The organism is Thermomicrobiales bacterium, from assembly GCA_041390825.1.
In the GTDB taxonomy this organism is placed as follows: Bacteria; Chloroflexota; Chloroflexia; order Thermomicrobiales; family UBA6265; genus JAMLHN01.
In genome coordinates this window covers 150,910-167,546 of sequence record JAWKPF010000007.1, presented here as the reverse complement: position 1 = coordinate 167,546, position 16,637 = coordinate 150,910, and the positions used below count along the sequence as shown (strand labels likewise).

The window sequence follows — 16,637 nt, the reverse complement described above, 5'->3', positions numbered from 1 at the left end:
GTATCCCCTCTATTCGATCTCGGCCGGAATCTCGAATGCGACTGCGAGTTCGTCGAGGTAGGCCTGCTCTTTCTCGCTGATGCGTTCGCCACCGAACCCCAGGAACCCGCCGGTACGCGCGGCCGCGCAAACGGCGGTGGCCGTTTCGATCAACCAGAGCTTGTAGGCGGCGGCATCGTCTGGATCGGCTTTGGCGGCCAGGATCTCGGCCGCCTGTCGAGCGCGTTCGAACGTGTCGGGAATCAAGCGCTCGATCCACTGCTCGCTCAGCTGCAACGTCTGCGCTTCGCCATCGCCATGATTCTTGTAGTGCTCGAAGACCCGGTGAACGAGCGGGCTGGACGCGTATTCGTTCGCGCGCGATGAGAGCTCGGTCAATCCGGTGGCTTGCTGGAGGAGCAATCCCAATTCGCCGGACTTGTCCGCGCGCATGGCGGACGCAAGCACACGGATAGGGAGCTCCGTGAGGATCGTCCATTCGACGGGGCTAAACGGGTCGGTGTCGGTCATCTCAGTCGCTTAAGGAATGATCGAAACGGCCGTGCCTTCTGGCGCCCACGTGTAGAGGTACTGCGCAACATTCATTGGCAAGTTGACACACCCGTGGCTCATTGGTTGCCCGAAATTATCATGCCAGTAGGTGCCGTGCAACGCGTTGCCGAGATTGTCGAAGTACATGACCCATGGGACATCCTCGACCTTGTACGCCTCGTTGTTGATGACACCCTGCATCGTCTGTTTCTGGAACTTGGTGAGAATGGTGTATTGGCCGACCGGCGTAGTCGTTTCCTTCACCTCGGCGGTGCCGGTGCTCACCAGGGTAGCCGTGACGAGCTTTCCGTTCTCGTATGCCCAAAGCGACTGGCGTCCGACCGAAACGACGATCTCCTTGAACGCGCCTTGCTGCGGTCCCGGCCCGGCGTCCATGGCGCCAACACCGACCACCGGTTCTCCACCCGGAACGACCTGCGATGGATCGATCTTGGGTTCGACAAAAAGCGTCTCGTCATAGACCGGAACCGCGTTCGGCTGGTGGATCTTTTCAGTCGGGAGCTTCTGCGCTCTTGCCGATTCGGAGCCGACAGCGCGCGGTGATACCGCGAGACCGTCTTTCCAGCGCAGCACCATCTTTTCGAAGTACTGTGTGGTGTATCCGTCGCTCGAAACGAACTCCTCGGTCAGCGGATCGCCGATCAATCGGACTCCGTCGTGGTCATTCCAGTAGGTCAGGAACCCGCCACGTATCGTGTGGCTGGTCGATTTGAACTCCAGACATGCGGTCGCAGCCAGCGTTCCACAGGTGGCGGAAGAAGGCAGGGAATGCTTGGCAAGCTCAGCAGCATCGCGCTCGACGGCTTCCTGCCCGAGGGGAAGAACCTGAACCTGTTCCTCCTGGTCCGCGCCCTCTTCCACGTAGACAATGGCCATGTGCTCGAAATATTGGACGAATCGATCTGCTCGCCCGAAGCCCTCGACCTCGATGGGGGACTCCCACTCCTCGGTGATCGGTTGTCCCATGAGCTCGGGATACTCTCGCCACAGATCGAGGAAATATCCATCGAGCGTATGCCCGGCGTCCGCCACCCAGACGGTGCGCGGAGGCGACCATTCTTGCGCCAGACTCGACGCAGCGTTCGAGGAGAGCAACAATCCAGCAATTGTCAGAGCGACTGCAAGCACTCGGACACGAAAGGATGCGGGTCGCACAGGTACCCCCTTTGCAATACCGTGCGTATGGTCATGTCGAACGGGTAGCCAGAGGAGGCGCGTGCGAGTGCGTCTTCTCGATCCGCTCGAGCTGCGGGCCCATGCCACGGAAACCACTATAGTTGTCGATGGAAACGCCGTCCATACGTACGTTCGCCCTATTGATCCCGTCTGAGAACAAGCTGAGATGCCTTCGAGCCGATTTGCCCAGATCGATCCCCGCGCGCGGCCGAAATCCTGGATCGATCCCGAGCCGGTGCCGCCTGGTATCGACCCCATCCACGACCACAAGCTTGCCCACGCGTTGCTCTACCGGCGGGGGATCCGCGACCGTTCGACAGCCGATACTTTCCTGAATTCGCGCATCGATGAATCGATCGACTCGTCGTTATTGCCAGACTTCGGGCGCGCGGTCGACCGGATTACTGCAGCCGTTCGCAATGGTGAGCGGATCGGAATCTTCGGAGATTACGACGTCGACGGGACGACGTCGGCAGCGATGCTTTTCCTGGCGCTCTTTGCGGCGGGCGCTGGTGACCGCACCACTGTTCGTCTGCCAACTCGCGCCGAAGGCTATGGTCTGAGCGGAGCCGCAATCGAAGAGTTTCTCGAGAAAGACATCGATCTCCTGATCGCGCTCGACTGTGGCAGCGCCGATCATGGGAAGGTGGCGTATGCTCGCGCGCTCGGGATGGAGGTGGTCATCGTCGACCACCATCAGATGCGCGATAGCGGCCCGGAAGACGCCATCGTCGTGTCCGCCTATCGTCCGGAGGGCGGAGTCTACAAAGAGCTTTCCGCGGCCGGGCTCACATGGCAGTTGGTGGCTGCGCTCGAAGATGCAGGGCTCCGTGTAGCGGACGATGATGCCGGCGCCGAGTCGTATCTGGATCTCGCCGCGCTCGGTCTCATCGGTGATGTTTCGACGATGACCGGAGCGAGCCGTGTGCTCGTCCGTGAGGGGCTGAGAAGACTGGCGCAGGAGACGCGCCCCGGCATGGCCGCACTCGCGAGCGCGGCAAACGTCGATCTCACCCGAGTGAGCTCCACGGACGTGTCGTTTCGGATCACGCCGCGTTTGAACGCCCCGGGTCGAATGGGAGACCCGAATCTGGCCCTGAACCTATTGCTTGCGCCCAATCTCGGCGTTGCTCAGGGGTTGATGCTCCAGCTGGAGGAACTCAACGCACGGCGCAAACGAGCAACGGACGAGATCACACGTGACGCCGAACGCTTGCTGCAGCGCGACCCGACCTGGCAGTCGCATCCCGTGCTGGTGGTCCAGTCCGAAGGATGGCAGGCAGGAGTGTTGGGCATCGTTGCAGCCAAGCTGTCTGAGGCGCATGATCGTCCCGCCGTCGTTCTCGTGGAAGAAGATGGAATCCTGCGGGGCTCGATGCGCTCCCCCGAAGGATTCGATGTTGCCCGAGCGCTTGCGAACTGCGCGCCGTTGCTTCGGACGCACGGCGGCCATCGCCTGGCGGGAGGCCTGAGCCTCGAATCTGGCAACGTCTCGCGCTTGATCGATCAGTTGACCGAGCTTGCAGCGGAACGGACGCCAGCGATCATGCCCTCGTTGCAGCTGGATGCCGAGTTGCAGGAAAAGCATCTGAATCTCGAGATCGCTCGCCTGGTGCGCACGTTGGAGCCGTTTGGCCCTGGCAACGAGGAGCCCGTGTTCGTGCTTCGCAATGTGAGACTCCAGAAATACGACGCCATAGGTCAAACCAAAGCGCATCTCAGTCTCACAGTTGGCAATGGTCGGCCGGTGCGAGCAGTCTTCTTCAATGCCGCGTCACGTTCGCGTGAACTGGTCGGCGCGCGTGCGATCGATCTTGCCTTCACGCTGGGGGAAGGCGAATGGAATGGTCCAAAGCTTGATGTCCTGGTGAAGGACTTTCGCGCCGCGCAGGCGTCGCCGCTCTCGTGAGGGAGCAGTGAAACTGTCGTTCCGGCGCTAGAGATCCGAGATGATCGGGCCCGAGGCCGGAATCTGTGTGGCCGGGTACGCCGGGCGTTCCGACTCGAGCCGATCGGGCTCGTGCCGTCCATTGCGCGAAATCTCCCGATCGGATTCGAAGAGGATGGCCGCCGCGATCACCTGATCCATCGACTCGACGAAGATGAACTCCATGTCGCGCCGGACGTTCTCCGGGATGCGAATCACCTCGCGCCGGTTTTCTTCCGGGAGAATCAGTCGCTTGATGCCGTGGCGATGCGCTGCCAGTGCCTTGTCCTTCACGCCACCAATCGGAAGCACGCGCCCGAGCAAGGTGATCTCGCCGGTCATGGCGGTGTCGTTGCGCACTGGACGGCGCATCAGGGCAGAAATCAACGCCGCCGCCATCGTGATTCCAGCAGAGGGACCGTCTTTCGGCGTCGCGCCCTCCGGCAGATGGATGTGCAGGTCCAGCACTTCGCGGAAGTTCAGCGGGATGCTGAGCTGCTCGGAACGCGAGCGGGCATAGGAAAGCGCTGCCTGCGCCGACTCTTGCATCACATCTCCGGCACGGCCGGTGATGATGAGGGTTCCTTTTCCGGGCATGGTGGCGACTTCGACCGGAATGAGCTCGCCTCCGATCTCCGTTGTGCCAAGTCCCATCGCAACACCGACTTGGCTGTCCCCAAGATCGTGATCGACCTGGAAATGCCGCGGACCGAGATAGTGTTCGATCAATGCAACGCTGATGGGCTCGTCGGTGTGCTTCCCGCGAACGACCTCGCGCGCGACCTTGCGACAGATTGCGGCGATCTCGCGTTCCAGCTCGCGCACACCTGCTTCACGGGTGTAGCCACGCACCAGAAAACTCCAGGACGAGCGCGGCAGATCCACATTCTCCGGTTTGAGACCATGGGAAACGAGCTGGCGTGGCAAGAGGTATCGCTTGCCAATTTCGACTTTTTCGTCCTCGGTGTAGCCAGAGATCTCGATGATTTCCATGCGGTCGCGCAACGGACGCGGCACCTGCTGGAGATAGTTCGCGGTTGTGACAAAGAGGACCTTCGAAAGATCGTACGGGGCATCGATGAAGTGATCGGTGAACTGGGCATTCTGCTCAGGGTCGAGCACTTCCAATAACGCGGCCGCGGGATCGCCACGGAAATCGGCGGAGAGCTTGTCGATCTCGTCCAGCAGGATGACTGGATTTGTCGTTTCGGCCTGGCGCATGGCCGTGATGATGCGCCCTGGCATCGCGCCGATGTAGGTCCGCCGGTGACCGCGGATCTCGGCTTCGTCCCGAACGCCGCCGAGACTGACGCGCACGAACTTGCGACCCATCGAAGCGGCGATCGAGCGGCCCAGACTTGTCTTGCCGACCCCTGGAGGACCAGCAAGGCAGAGTATCTGGGACGAGGCACGATCGCTCATCCCGTTTTCGGTGCGCAGCTTGCGCACGGCGAGGAAGTCGAGGATGCGGTCCTTGACTTGCTCGAGACCGTAGTGGTCCTCGTTCAGCAACGCTTCGGCTTCGTCGATGTCGAGCCGATCGACCGATTGCTCGGCCCAGGGGAGCGCGAGCATGACATCGAGATACGTCCGAACGACGGTCGCTTCGGCTGACACCGATGGCATGCGTTCGAGACGTCCGACCTCTCGAAGCATCTTGTCTTCGATGTCCGCGGGCATGCCGCTGTTCTTGATCTTCTGCCGGAATCCGTCGAGCTCGTTGCCACCCTCGCCAGAGAGCTCATCGTGAATCGCCTTGAGCTGCTGGGTGAGGTAATACTCGCGCTGCTGTTTCTCGACCTGCTCCCGCACGCGATCCTGAATGCGGCTTTCGAGCTCGGCCACATTCAGGTCTTCGGCCAGGTGGACCGCGATCTCCTCGAGGCGCTTGATCGGTTCGACGAGCTCCAGGAAGTGCTGCCGACGTCCGGTCTCAGAGACGATCTGAGTCGCCAGAAGGTCAGCAAGATGACCCGGATCGGTGGCGCGTTGCACCATATCCAGGATCTCGGGAGCCATCTTTTCACGCGCGTCGTTGTATCGGCTGGCAAGCTCCTGGACGTGCTGCATGAGCGCGCGCGTGTCGGGAGAATCGTTCTTTGGCTCGCGCAGCTCTTCCGCGGCGATGGTGAAGTAGGGGCGAACCGTGTCGAACTGGCTGATGCGCACGCGCGACTTGCCTTCGAGCACGACCTGAATTGCGTTGCTCGGTTGCCGTTCGACGGATACGAGATCGACCAGCGACCCGATCGAGTAGAGATCGTCGGGCGATGGATCCTCCGCGTCCGCATCGCGATGCGCGGTCACGACCAACCGATGATTGCCGGAAAGCGCTTCTTCGACTGCCTGAATGGAGCGGGGACGCCCAACCAGCAAGGTGACGATGTTGCGTGGGAAGATGACGACGTTCTTGAGCGGCAAGAGCGGATATCGGTGCGCATACAGCTCGTGACGACTCATCGAAGTTGGCTCCCCCAGCCGATTGCGACAGTACGTAGCGTGCGCGTCGCGGTTGCCCAGTGGAACGTGCGAGAGGCAATCGCTGGAGCGCGACGGGGCCCGGAACCACTAACCTGGATGCGGCCGCTGGGCTAGGATACCACTCCTGAGGCCTGCGTGTACGTACGCTTTGCCAGGCGAACCGGATGACCTTGCCGCCAGCCATCGAGCCCTCGATAGGGGCTTGACCAGCCGATCGGCCCGGAACGCTCTCGCTACCGGTTGTTATGCCTGTCGAGCATCGTTTGCACGATCTGGTCGACATCGTCCGTCACGATCAGGCGGTCGAGGTCTCGAGCGACGATCAGTTTGTTGTCGAGCAGATCGCGGCCGATCCAGTCGAGTAGCGAATCCCAAAACGCCGTTCCGAAAAGCACCACGGGAAAGTCGTCGAGCTTTCCTGTTTGAATCAACGTGAGCGCCTCGAAGAGCTCATCGAGCGTCCCGAACCCTCCTGGGAAGATGACGAATCCTTCGGCGTATTTCACGAACATCAGCTTGCGCACGAAGAAGTAGCGGAAGTTCAGGGGAAGATTGACGAATGAGTTGAGCCCTTGCTCATGTGGCAGCTCTATGTTCAACCCGATCGAGCAGCCGCCAGCTTCCATAGCTCCCTGGTTGGCAGCCTCCATAATGCCGGGACCGCCGCCCGTGATCACGGCAAACCCGGCTTCTGACAGTTTTCTGCCGGTTTCGCGCGCTGCCGCAAAATACGGAGACTCCTGGCCAACGCGTGCTGAACCGAAGACGGAGATGGCTGGGCCTATCTCCGCGAGCGCATCGAATCCGGCTACGACCTCGCCCTGGATGCGCATGACGCGCCAAGGATCGGTGTGCGTGAAGGCTCCCGCCAGCGCGCGGTCCTCTGCCGACCAGCCGAGGAGAATCTGATCGTCGGTCGGGCGTCCCTGATAGACAGCGCGATTTATGGTTGGGTTGGCGACCGAATGGTCACTGTCGATCCAGCCCATCTCCTCGATCACCGTCGTGCGCTTCTTTGTCATCGTGTTTCTCCGGCAGTACTGTTGCTGATTGGTAGACTCTTTCGGAACCCGGACGTGTGTGCCGCTCCTGGAAGACCGGTCGGGACCAGTCACAACACGCTGTCACGCACGAGGAGCCAGGTTGCCCCCATTCGTCCGGTCCGAAATCTCACGCCGCTTTGGCCTGCTGGCGTTGTCGATCATTTTGGCATGCGCCGTCCTTGTGGCATGCGGCGGGGGTAACGATGACAAGACGGAGCCTACCGCTGCCCCTCAACCGACTGAGACGCTTGTGGTCGTGCCGACCGCGCTCTCGGGAGCGCCACGCATCGGCGAGGCCGTTTGGACGAGCGTCATTCAGCCCGAGACCAATGCCCCCATTGCCCTTGCGCCGAAGCTCACCGACACGACGATCTACGCGGTCTTCCCGATCGAATCCCTTCCGGCCGGTTCGCAGCTGGTGGCGAGCTGGTTCTTCAACGACACGTCGCTCGATGCACTGAACTCTTCCATGCGCATCGACCAGGATCGGACGACTGGCTGGATCGAGTTCCACATCGAGCGAACTGGCGACGAACCCTGGCCAGATGGCGAATATGAGGTCGTCATCTCAGATGGAACCAACGAGCTTCAGCGGGCTGTGATAACGATCTCATAGCATTTGAAGAGGCTAATTTTTGGTCGACCCCGCCTTGAAACCTGAGAACCGGGAATGGTACGCTCCCCTTCGTGCGTGACGTTCGGTCCTCGATGTGTCCCAGTTCGGAATCCTCCGCACCACGGTCATTGGAGGCGCGTTGCGCGCAGGAGATCGCGGGCGACCGCTTCGGGCGCGATCCCTTCCAAGCGTGGGGAGCTTCCATCCGTGGATGACCATAGTCAACCCGAATCACGACCCCGCTCGACTGGCGATTGCAGCGCCGCCGAGTGTCTTCAGCCTCAATCTCCAATCGACGACTACACGCCCGTCGAGCCAACGACCGCGGAGGCATCGCTTTCGAGTGATATGCGCCCGTTCGTTTGGCAATGCGGTCGCCGATTGCTCATGCTCGAGCGCGAGCAGGGGATGTGGGTGCTGGCCGACCTGCGCTTCGAACCGGAGATCTGCCGCTATTCTGAACTGCGACGCGCGTATTTTCGCTGGGAACGAGAAGCGGTTGGTGCCCTGTTGAGCCGCACGATCGGTTGCGGGGAAGATGCCGCTGCCGAATCGGCCGAACTCCTCGACGACTGGATGGAACGGCGCCGGTAGGGATCCTCCCCGGGCTACACCGATTCGAGACCATTGGGCGGCGATAGCCGCCTTTCTTGTTGCCTCAGCCAGGATTGCTCAACGCGCGAATTGCTCATTGCCCTCCGTCGCCAGCGTCCTCGGTGGCTTCCGACGCGCAACTGTTGGGCAGTTGCCGAGAGCGGTTGCCGGTTGGCTTGGGAAGTGACGCAACCCTGGGTGGTACGTGCGGATTATCTCCCTGACGAGTCGCGACGGAACGTCTTCTCACCGGCTCGCAGCTCGACTGGCAGACGGTTCTGCTCGGGAGGCAGCGGGCACGACCATCCGTCGGCATAGGCGCAATAGGGGTTGTAGGCGTAGTTGAAATCGATCGTCAGCTTGCCGTTCGGTTTCTGCTGTGGATCGAGATAGCGGCCGTTGCTGTACGTCTCCAACCCATTGGTGGCGTCGTGAAAGGGCAGAAAGTACCGCCCTCGATCGTAATCCTTGAGCAGCGTCAGTTCATATTCGCCGTTGTCGACCAGGAAGCGCACCTTGCCGGCGATCATGAAGTCGACTCGCTGGCCGTCGCTGGTGTCGAGCGTGAGCGGAGAGCCTTGCTCGTCCATCGGCTCGATCTCCAGCTCGAACTGCAGGGCTGGATCGTACGGAAAGTACGCAAGCCCCTCGAATCCGACTTGATCGGCTGGATCCAACGGGGAGTGTGCTCCGGAGGCGAAATAGTCGTCTTTGTGCGCGCGAAAGTCGTCGAGTCGCTTGTTGCTTGCTGTGGATTCCATGCGTGTGTCCAACCTGAAACGTGTTCGCGCCACCATCGCGAAAATCCAAGTGTAGGCGCTTGCCATCGGATGTACCGCGCATTGCTGAAACCGCCGCTCTGAGCGATGCTGTGCATCCATGCGCAAAAATGGCAGCCGGATCTGCTGGTTGCATGCGCCTGCGGCTTGCGCGAATTGTGAGCCATCTCGGAGGATGCTAGGCTAACCGAACGCAGAACGTTCCCATACTTGGGAAACTGGGCGGGGGAATATGTGATCCGGACTCTCGATCCCATCGGGGTATTCGATTCAGGCGTAGGAGGGTTGAGCGTACTCCGGGCGCTGCGCGCTCAGATGCCGGGGGAGTCGTTCGTTTACCTGGGTGATTCGGCGTTCTGCCCGTACGGCGAGAAGGACGATGCGACCATCGAGCAGCGCGTGCATCTGCTGGTCGGCGAACTTTTCGAGCAGGGCGCCAAAGCCGCGGTCATTGCCTGCAACACTGCCTGCGCGGTCGCGATCGGCTCGTTGCGGCAGAAACACTCCGCTCCCATCATCGGTTTGGAGCCCGCTGTGAAGCCTGCAGTTCGCCGATCGAAATCGAAGCGGGTTGCGGTGCTCGCGACACCACGTACTGCGCGTGGGGAGAAACTGCGGCAACTCATCGACGTTCATGGCTCCGGTGCGGTGGTCGAAACGATTCCGGCGTCTGGTCTCGTCGATCTCATCGAGTCAGGGCGTGGTGATGGGCGGGAGATCCGCTATCGCTTGAGCGATCTCCTGGAGGGACCGCTTGCCCGTGGGTGCGATGTCGTCGTGTTGGGGTGCACCCACTATCCGTTCTTGGCCGGAACCATCGCTGAGATCGTCGGGCCGAGCGTGGCGATCGTCTCGAGCGGCGCCCCGGTTGCGCGTCAAACCGAAACCGTCCTGCGGCGCGCCGGATTGCGTTCGAACGCGACCGGGAACGGCGAGTGCCGCTACCTCACGACGGGTGATCCGGCCGCGTTCGATTCGATTGCGAGCGTATTGCTCGGCATGCCCGTTCACTCGGAACGTGTCGGATTGGAGCACGTCGTCCCGACAATGTGAACGGTTCGCCCTTGACCTACGCGTCGTGGCGCATCGCGGCGTGGACCAATTCCTCCTCGGGCTGGTTGTATTCAACGTTCTCGTACGTCTGATACGTCAGCGTTTCCGAGAGCGTGACGCGGAATGGAGGGGTCGCTACCAGATCGTCGATCCCATCACGTTCCACGAGCGCGCCATCGATGACTTCCAGCACGCGGATGTCCTTCACGCGGTTCGGTCCCATGTTCCGCTCGCCCGCTACACGCAGGTAGGTCACATTTGCGGGATCGATGCCCATCAGCGCTGTGCCGATCGTGTCGACAGCGGTTTGGTTCGAGCTTGCAAGCGCGATACCCATCGGCCGATCGTTCCCATTACGGAACCCTGTTCCGTCGCGCGGAACGAGCGCGTCGACGATGTTGAGATCGGGCGTGCGCGCCAACGAGATATCGCAAATCTTGTGCGCCCAGCGTTCATGCGAATCGATCACATCGTCACGCAGCCCGTTCCCCCCTCGGTCGCCATCGTAACGGGGAAAGAGGGTGCACATGTGCCGCTCCTCGAGCGGGACCACGATGCCTTGCAAGTTCTTGATGCTGATCGTTGTGATGCCGAAGTTGTGCGTCCGCATCTTCGGGATGTTGATGAAGTACGCCTCGGGATCCCAAACGGTTCGGCCAATCGGCATCTGCCTGAAAACGCGCCCCTCGGGGATATCGACCCGCACATAGTCGTCCGCGTTCAGGTCGACCAGGTTCACTCCAAGCTCGTCGGTCAATACGTCGAACCCGACGTTCGCGTAGTGCTCGCGCATGTCGCGGCTATCCTCGCCGCCGCCCCCTTCCGCTACTGAAATGGCGTCTGGCGCGATCCCGGACTCGATCAGATACTCCGCGACACCCCGCAGAAATCCCGGGTGGACCGTGATACCTGAATCTGGAGACACCCCATGCACCACGTTCGGTTTCAGGGTGACTTTGGGCTTGTCGATCTCCGGTTCGAGCAGATCGAGAATCGATCGCGCCGCGCGCGTGAAATCCTCAGTCGCGTAGGGATACGACCCCGTCGATCGGTAAAGAACGACAGTGTCCGGTCGGTTCCAGTCGTGTTTCGCCATCTGTTTCCTCTGTGATGAACGATCGTCGAGTGGTTAGTTCGCAGGAGCGAGGATCGCGCGACACGGCGCGCCACACGACCCGACCAACGGAATTGGCATCACGGTCAGTCTCCCGCGGGTCGCCGTGGTGGCGCCGAGATTCACGAGCGGCGCCAGGATCAATGCTCCGGCTCCGAAGAGAACCATGTTCACGCCCTGACCCTCGGCCCCCACGGGATCATCGAAACAGGGCATATCTCCACCAAGTATCGAAATGCCGCGATCGACGATCCACTGCATGGCTTCGAGGTCGAAATGAGGAGACTGGAGCACAAATGTCTCGCTGTTGTCGCGATGTTGCTCCCATCCGGTGTGCACCAGAAGTGCATCGCCTGGTTCGAGCGACGTCGCCGTCGCCTCCAGTTCGGCAACGGTGATGTGCTCCCGCGGGCCGCGTGGAATCCTGGCGATGGTCGCGTTTACGAAGAATCGCTCGGGAGGGACCTGGTCGATCGACGGAGCATCGGCGATCAGGTGCTTGGCTGTCTCGAGATAGGTGCCCGCCAGCGTAGGCATCGCAAACCAATCCGCCTCCCAGCCGCGCTCTTCGATGGTCGCCCATCGTTGCTGCTCGAAGGGAGGGATCTCGATCATGGGCGCGTAGCTCCACATCCCAGGATGCAGCGGTCCAGTCAGGTCGATCAACATCTACCGAAGCCCTCTCATCGCATGATCAATTGAACGAAGAATCGCCGCCACCGCTACCAGGTTCGGATCGCTCGGCAGGGAGGTGATCCGCAAGTTTGGCCCCTTCGGAGGTCAGCCGAAACGCTCCCTGTTCGTTGGGAACTGGCTCCACCAGCTTGTTCCGCACAAGGGCAGCGTTGGCGGAGACGATGCTCGATGCGCCGATGTTGCCCAGGAGGGTGGCGATCTGATCCGAGGTCGCGCCGTTCCTACCCTTCAACGCGCGCAACACCTGCTTTTCGACCTGGCCGAGTTCTGAGTCCGACATTGTCGCTTCTTCCTTTCGCTACCAATAAACCATGGCGTCGCGGAACATCTCTGCGAGATCGGTTTCCGAGGCAGGGCGAGGTGAGAGCTTGGTGACCCGGTGTTGCGGGACCGTGCCGGCTACCAGCCGATCGATGTCGTCCTCGGTGAAACCGACCGCGCTTAGGCCATTCGGCATCCCGGTGCGTCGCATGATATCGATCAGGCGGTTTGCCAGGATCTCTCCTGCTTCTTCTGGGCCTGCGCCGGAGACGTCCGCTCCCAGCATGCGCGCCGCTTCCAGGTGGCGTTCGGGATCTGCCTGGGCGGTGAAACGAAAAACCGCCGGGGCATTGAGGATGACCGAAATGCCATGCGGGACCATCGGATGATCGTCCGGATACCCATCCGGCACGTACGAGCGCACGAGACCGGAAACGGGATAGGACATGCCATGCGGAAGATGCACGCCGGCGTTGCCAAATCCGATGCCTGCATACGCGGCGGCGAGCATCATCTGTCCGCGGGCCTCGAGATTGTTCGGTTCGTTGACGACCGTTTCGAGGTTGGAGGCAACCATTTCGGCCGCTTTCGACGACCAGACATCGCTGATCGGATTCGCTCCCTGGTATGCCGGTCTGAGTCTTGGGCTCTCCGGGGCCGGACGACGGTTGTACGGCAGCGCCGTGTAGGACTCGATCGCATGACTGAGCACGTCCAGCGCGGAACTGGCCGTGACCATGGGAGGCATCGTAAGCGTATTGATTGGATCGAGGATGCCAAGCACCGGCCGGAGCGCCCGGTGAGCGATACCAGTTTTCACGTGCATCGACGTCAGATCGAAGATCGTGGTGCCGGTCGTCTCACTGCCGGTACCCGCGGTGGTGGGAATGGCGATGAGCGGACGGAGCTTGCCGGGAACGGGTTTCGCCTGGCCAATCGGCGCATTGACATAGGTCAGCAGGTCGGCGGGGTAGGTTGCATACAAGTTCGCGGCCTTGGCGGTGTCGATGACCGAGCCGCCCCCAACCGCGATGTAGCCGTCGAACCCGCCATCGGTCGCAAACTCTGTCGCTTCCGCAAAGGAAACATCGGTCGGCTCCACGCGCGTATTGGAGTAGAGCGCAAAGTCGACCCCCGCGGCTTTCAGCGATTCGACCGTCGTTTGTACCGCAACGTGATCGGCCAGACGGGCATCGGTGACGACCATCACTCTGGTCGCGCCCAGATTCTTCGCGTCTTCACCGACTTCTCGCGTGACACCCTCCCCGTACTTGATGGCCGAGGTGTCCATGGTGAAGGCGGTTTCGAACGACATGGTTTCTCCTCTCTGCGGAACGGCGACACATCAGGATGGAAGTATCTCACCGAACGAGGGTCGGGGTTCAGGGAAGCGAGGTGATTACGGAACCTGCCCTAGACGGCGCTTTCGAGGGTCAGGCGATGGTTTGTGGCGTCGAGATGGAGCGGGAATGGATCGGTCAGGGCGCCCACGAAGGCGCCGTCGTCATCGAAGCGACGCCAGGCCAACAGGTAGTTGCCGAACCATGGATCGAGCACCGCACGTGCCGCATAGTTCGTGCCAATCTCGTCGGCTTGAAGCAGCGGCTCTGGCGCGAGTGTGAACGGTCCGAACGGCGAATCGGCCAGGTAGTAATGCGTTCCATTCCAGGTGGCCTTCTGGCCATTTCTGGTGGCGTGCTTTCCCGTGCAGAAGAGCAGTGCCCAGCGATCTCCCAATGGAAAGACCTGGGGAACCTCGACCTCTTCGAACACACCGGACGCCAATACCGGTGGACCGGGTGACCAGCGCACAAGATCGTCCGATGTTGCGATGCCGACAACACCTCGTGCATCCCAGGGTTGTCCTGGCGCAGAGGCGGTGTAGTACATGAGCCACCTGCCGTCGTGTCGAAGCACCCATGGATCGCGGCAGTCGGACCGTGTCATTCCGTCCGGGGCAGGAGCCACGTACCAGGGGTTCGCGGCTTCCAGCACCGGATTCCTATCGATCTTGCGCCAGGAACGCAAGTCTTCGGAGATCGCGAGCCCGATTCGTTGCACCAGTCCCGATTCAGTCGTTGTCCGGCCGGTGTAATACAGATAGGCCGTTCCGTCGTGACGAATGACGGATCCTGTCCACTGGGTCATGTCGTCCCAGGAACCAGATTCGCCCAGTGGCAAGATCTCGCCGTGATAGTCCCAATCGGTCAGGTTCGACGAGGTTGCATGACCGATGCGGGCGAGATCGTGACGCATTTCCGGATCGGGAATCGATCGCGGCGCTTGCAGGAAATAGCAATGAAACGGCTCGCCCGCGTCGAGTCGCGGGGCGAGCCAGAAGTCCCAAACGATCCAATCGTCGAGGTAGAGCATTCGTCTCTGGCCGGTCTATCCCTTGACCGCGCCTGCGGTCAACCCGGCGAGAATCTTACGCTGGAAGATGAGGACCAGGACCACCAGGGGCACGGTAACCACTACGGCGGCTGCCATGATGCTGCCCCACGGTTCGTCGAACTGGGTGTTCCCCCGGAAACTGGCGATCGCCGGCTGCACCGTCCGCGCCGCGTAGGTGTTCGTGAACGTCAGAGAAAAGAGGAACTCGTTCCATGCGGCAATAAACGCGAGCAGTCCCGTTGTGACCAGACCTGGCATTGCCAATGGAAGCATGACCTTGTAGAACGCCTGGAACGGTGTCGAGCCATCGACCAATGCTGCTTCCTCGAGTTCGCCAGGCATGGCCTTGAAGAAGTTGGCGAGTACCCAGACGGTGAACGGCAGCGTGAAGGTCATATAGGTCAGCACGAGCCCCGGAATGGTGTTGTAAAGATCGAACCGGCGCATCATCTGGAAAAGTGAGCCCAGGATCGCAATGGCCGGGAACATCGTCATTGCCAGAATGATGTACAGCGTCGCATTGCGGCCACGAAACTTGATACGGCCCAACGCGTACGCGGCCAGTGAACCAACGATGAGCGCAATGGCTACTGTGCTGAGGGAGACGATGATTGAGTTCCGGAGCGCGTAGAGGAAGTCCCGCTGGTGCAAGACGTAATCGAGATTGCCCCAATAGAGCTCAGAGGGTAGATAGCGGGTTGGAGTCGCGCTGATGTCTGCATTCGGCTTGACCGACGCGAGCACTGCCCACAAGAACGGGAAGATGGTGTAGATCAGGATCAGGATCACCAGCAACCAGAAGAGCAGCTTGAGTATCGCGTCCCAGAAATGGAACTTGCGGCGCTTGCCGGGTTGATCTGGTGGCAACGTGGAACGGTCGAAAGGTACGGACGACATCTCAGACTTCCTCCACCTTGACGAGCCGCGTGTAAATCAGGACAAACGCGCCGATACACAGGAAAATGACCACACTGGCAGCCGACGCTCTCCCCAGGCGGTCTCCGTCGACGAGCGTCTGTTGGGTAAAGATCGAGAGCGTAAGGGTTTCGACCTTTGCGCCGAACATGACGAAGATGACGTCAAAGACGCGGAACGCGTCGAGCGTTCGGAAGATCAACGCGACCAGGATCGCAGGGCGGAGGAGCGGGAGAGTGATCTGCCAAAACTGCTTCCACTTGCTGGCGCCATCGACGACTGCTGCTTCGTAGACATCGCCGGGAATGACCTGCAGGCCCGCCAGCAACAGCAACGCCATGAAGGGAGTCGTCTTCCAGACGTCAACCGCGATAGCGCTCGGCAAGGAGAGATTCGGCCGGGCGAGGAAGGCGATCTTTTCATCTGGGAAGATGTTCGCGATGTTGTCGCCAATGATCGGTATCCAACCGAAAAACCGTGGAAGCTGATAGACAAGAATGTCGTTGATGACCCCATAGTTGTCGTTGAGCATGTATGCCCAGAGCCGGGACGACACAACGGTGGGGATGGCCCAGGGGATCAGGATCGCGGTACGAACGAGGCCTCGGGCCCGGAACTGCGAATTGATGATTAGTGCGACGATCATGCCAAGCACGAGCTCGAGCGCAACTGACACGACCGTGAACTTGACGGTGTTCTGGAAAGCGATGCGGAATGTGTCGCTGTTCCAGAGGTACTCGTAATTGCGGAGACCAACGTTCTCGACTTCACGTGCACTCGCAAGTCGCGCGTTGGTAAAGCTCAGACGAAAGCTCTGTACAAGAGGATAGAGGGCGACAAGCGCCACAATGATGATGCTGGGTAGCACCATGAACCAGGCGAGACGCTCCCGGGACTTCGCCCAGGACGTCTGTGGTCGATCGGATACCTTGATCGTCTGGGTCTCAGTCGACGAGACCGCCGCACCAGCGGGAACATTCTGGCTCATGGAAACCCCGCTTTTACGTCAGCGCCGGACGGGAGTATCTCCCGTCCG

16 protein-coding genes are annotated in these 16,637 nt (G+C 60.8%); 4 read left to right on the top strand and 12 right to left on the bottom strand.

All coding sequences use genetic code 11. The annotated features are described in order from the left end of the window. Positions 1-9: 9 nt before the first annotated feature. Together R2855_04215 and R2855_04210 are read right to left on the bottom strand one after the other, a co-directional pair. Positions 10-510, bottom strand: a complete 501-nt coding sequence (locus R2855_04215; GenBank protein ID MEZ4530216.1) for a hypothetical protein — start codon at positions 508-510, stop codon at positions 10-12. A 9-nt stretch (positions 511-519) separates the two neighbouring features. Next, positions 520-1,707: a L,D-transpeptidase gene (locus tag R2855_04210; GenBank protein ID MEZ4530215.1), complete on the bottom strand. Its 1,188-nt coding sequence runs from the start codon at positions 1,705-1,707 to the stop codon at positions 520-522. 187 nt (positions 1,708-1,894) lie between these two features. Between R2855_04210 and recJ the strand changes: the two genes are divergently transcribed. Continuing rightward, positions 1,895-3,637, top strand: coding sequence for a single-stranded-DNA-specific exonuclease RecJ (recJ, locus tag R2855_04205; protein ID MEZ4530214.1), 1,743 nt, complete (start codon positions 1,895-1,897; stop codon positions 3,635-3,637). A gap of 27 nt (positions 3,638-3,664) precedes the next feature. Here recJ and lon read toward each other — a convergent pair whose 3' ends face one another. Beyond that, positions 3,665-6,115 (bottom strand): endopeptidase La, encoded by a 2,451-nt coding sequence (gene lon / locus R2855_04200; protein MEZ4530213.1) that lies wholly within the window; start codon positions 6,113-6,115, stop codon positions 3,665-3,667. A 254-nt stretch (positions 6,116-6,369) separates the two neighbouring features. After that, a complete protein-coding gene (locus R2855_04195; GenBank protein MEZ4530212.1) occupies positions 6,370-7,158 on the bottom strand; it encodes a TIGR00730 family Rossman fold protein in 789 nt (262 codons plus the stop codon). A gap of 121 nt (positions 7,159-7,279) precedes the next feature. Here R2855_04195 and R2855_04190 point away from each other — a divergent pair, with 121 nt between their 5' ends. Both R2855_04190 and R2855_04185 read left to right on the top strand, forming a co-directional pair. Beyond that, positions 7,280-7,795, top strand: a complete 516-nt coding sequence (locus R2855_04190; GenBank protein ID MEZ4530211.1) for a hypothetical protein — start codon at positions 7,280-7,282, stop codon at positions 7,793-7,795. A gap of 348 nt (positions 7,796-8,143) precedes the next feature. Beyond that, positions 8,144-8,389, top strand: coding sequence for a hypothetical protein (locus tag R2855_04185; protein MEZ4530210.1), 246 nt, complete (start codon positions 8,144-8,146; stop codon positions 8,387-8,389). Positions 8,390-8,601: 212 nt separating this feature from the next. Here R2855_04185 and R2855_04180 read toward each other — a convergent pair whose 3' ends face one another. Beyond that, on the bottom strand, positions 8,602-9,150 hold the full coding sequence (locus R2855_04180; protein ID MEZ4530209.1) for a DUF1684 domain-containing protein: 549 nt from the start codon (positions 9,148-9,150) through the stop codon (positions 8,602-8,604). Positions 9,151-9,402: 252 nt separating this feature from the next. Between R2855_04180 and murI the strand changes: the two genes are divergently transcribed. Next, on the top strand, positions 9,403-10,221 hold the full coding sequence (murI, locus tag R2855_04175) for a glutamate racemase (protein MEZ4530208.1): 819 nt from the start codon (positions 9,403-9,405) through the stop codon (positions 10,219-10,221). 16 nt (positions 10,222-10,237) lie between these two features. Here the strand turns inward: murI and R2855_04170 are convergent, their stop codons facing one another. The 7 genes from R2855_04170 to R2855_04140 form a co-directional block, all read right to left on the bottom strand. Beyond that, a complete protein-coding gene (locus R2855_04170; protein ID MEZ4530207.1) occupies positions 10,238-11,317 on the bottom strand; it encodes a DUF362 domain-containing protein in 1,080 nt (359 codons plus the stop codon). Positions 11,318-11,350: 33 nt separating this feature from the next. Beyond that, positions 11,351-12,004, bottom strand: a complete 654-nt coding sequence (locus tag R2855_04165) for a cyclase family protein (protein ID MEZ4530206.1) — start codon at positions 12,002-12,004, stop codon at positions 11,351-11,353. Positions 12,005-12,029: 25 nt separating this feature from the next. Continuing rightward, a complete protein-coding gene (locus R2855_04160) occupies positions 12,030-12,311 on the bottom strand; it encodes a hypothetical protein (protein ID MEZ4530205.1) in 282 nt (93 codons plus the stop codon). Positions 12,312-12,329: 18 nt separating this feature from the next. Then, a complete protein-coding gene (locus tag R2855_04155) occupies positions 12,330-13,607 on the bottom strand; it encodes a hydroxyacid-oxoacid transhydrogenase (GenBank protein MEZ4530204.1) in 1,278 nt (425 codons plus the stop codon). 98 nt (positions 13,608-13,705) lie between these two features. Continuing rightward, positions 13,706-14,665, bottom strand: a complete 960-nt coding sequence (locus R2855_04150; protein ID MEZ4530203.1) for a hypothetical protein — start codon at positions 14,663-14,665, stop codon at positions 13,706-13,708. A 15-nt stretch (positions 14,666-14,680) separates the two neighbouring features. Then, positions 14,681-15,583, bottom strand: a complete 903-nt coding sequence (locus R2855_04145) for a carbohydrate ABC transporter permease (protein MEZ4530202.1) — start codon at positions 15,581-15,583, stop codon at positions 14,681-14,683. Between the two features lies 1 nt (position 15,584). Continuing rightward, positions 15,585-16,589 carry a sugar ABC transporter permease gene (locus tag R2855_04140; GenBank protein MEZ4530201.1) on the bottom strand — a complete coding sequence of 335 codons (1,005 nt, stop codon included), beginning with the start codon at positions 16,587-16,589 and terminating at the stop codon, positions 15,585-15,587. Positions 16,590-16,637 lie beyond the last annotated feature (48 nt).

Excerpts from the sequence above, each read along its gene's own strand:
- R2855_04215 (MEZ4530216.1), bottom strand. The coding sequence starts at position 510 with ATGACCGACACCGACCCGTTTAGCCCCGTCGAATGGACGATCCTCACG.
- recJ (MEZ4530214.1), top strand. The coding sequence starts at position 1,895 with ATGCCTTCGAGCCGATTTGCCCAGATCGATCCCCGCGCGCGGCCGAAA.
- lon (MEZ4530213.1), bottom strand. The coding sequence starts at position 6,115 with ATGAGTCGTCACGAGCTGTATGCGCACCGATATCCGCTCTTGCCGCTC.
- R2855_04195 (MEZ4530212.1), bottom strand. The coding sequence starts at position 7,158 with ATGACAAAGAAGCGCACGACGGTGATCGAGGAGATGGGCTGGATCGAC.
- R2855_04185 (MEZ4530210.1), top strand. The coding sequence starts at position 8,144 with ATGCGCCCGTTCGTTTGGCAATGCGGTCGCCGATTGCTCATGCTCGAG.
- R2855_04180 (MEZ4530209.1), bottom strand. The coding sequence starts at position 9,150 with ATGGAATCCACAGCAAGCAACAAGCGACTCGACGACTTTCGCGCGCAC.
- R2855_04170 (MEZ4530207.1), bottom strand. The coding sequence starts at position 11,317 with ATGGCGAAACACGACTGGAACCGACCGGACACTGTCGTTCTTTACCGA.
- R2855_04165 (MEZ4530206.1), bottom strand. The coding sequence starts at position 12,004 with ATGTTGATCGACCTGACTGGACCGCTGCATCCTGGGATGTGGAGCTAC.
- R2855_04160 (MEZ4530205.1), bottom strand. The coding sequence starts at position 12,311 with ATGTCGGACTCAGAACTCGGCCAGGTCGAAAAGCAGGTGTTGCGCGCG.
- R2855_04155 (MEZ4530204.1), bottom strand. The coding sequence starts at position 13,607 with ATGTCGTTCGAAACCGCCTTCACCATGGACACCTCGGCCATCAAGTAC.
- R2855_04150 (MEZ4530203.1), bottom strand. The coding sequence starts at position 14,665 with ATGCTCTACCTCGACGATTGGATCGTTTGGGACTTCTGGCTCGCCCCG.
- R2855_04145 (MEZ4530202.1), bottom strand. The coding sequence starts at position 15,583 with ATGTCGTCCGTACCTTTCGACCGTTCCACGTTGCCACCAGATCAACCC.
- R2855_04140 (MEZ4530201.1), bottom strand. The coding sequence starts at position 16,589 with ATGAGCCAGAATGTTCCCGCTGGTGCGGCGGTCTCGTCGACTGAGACC.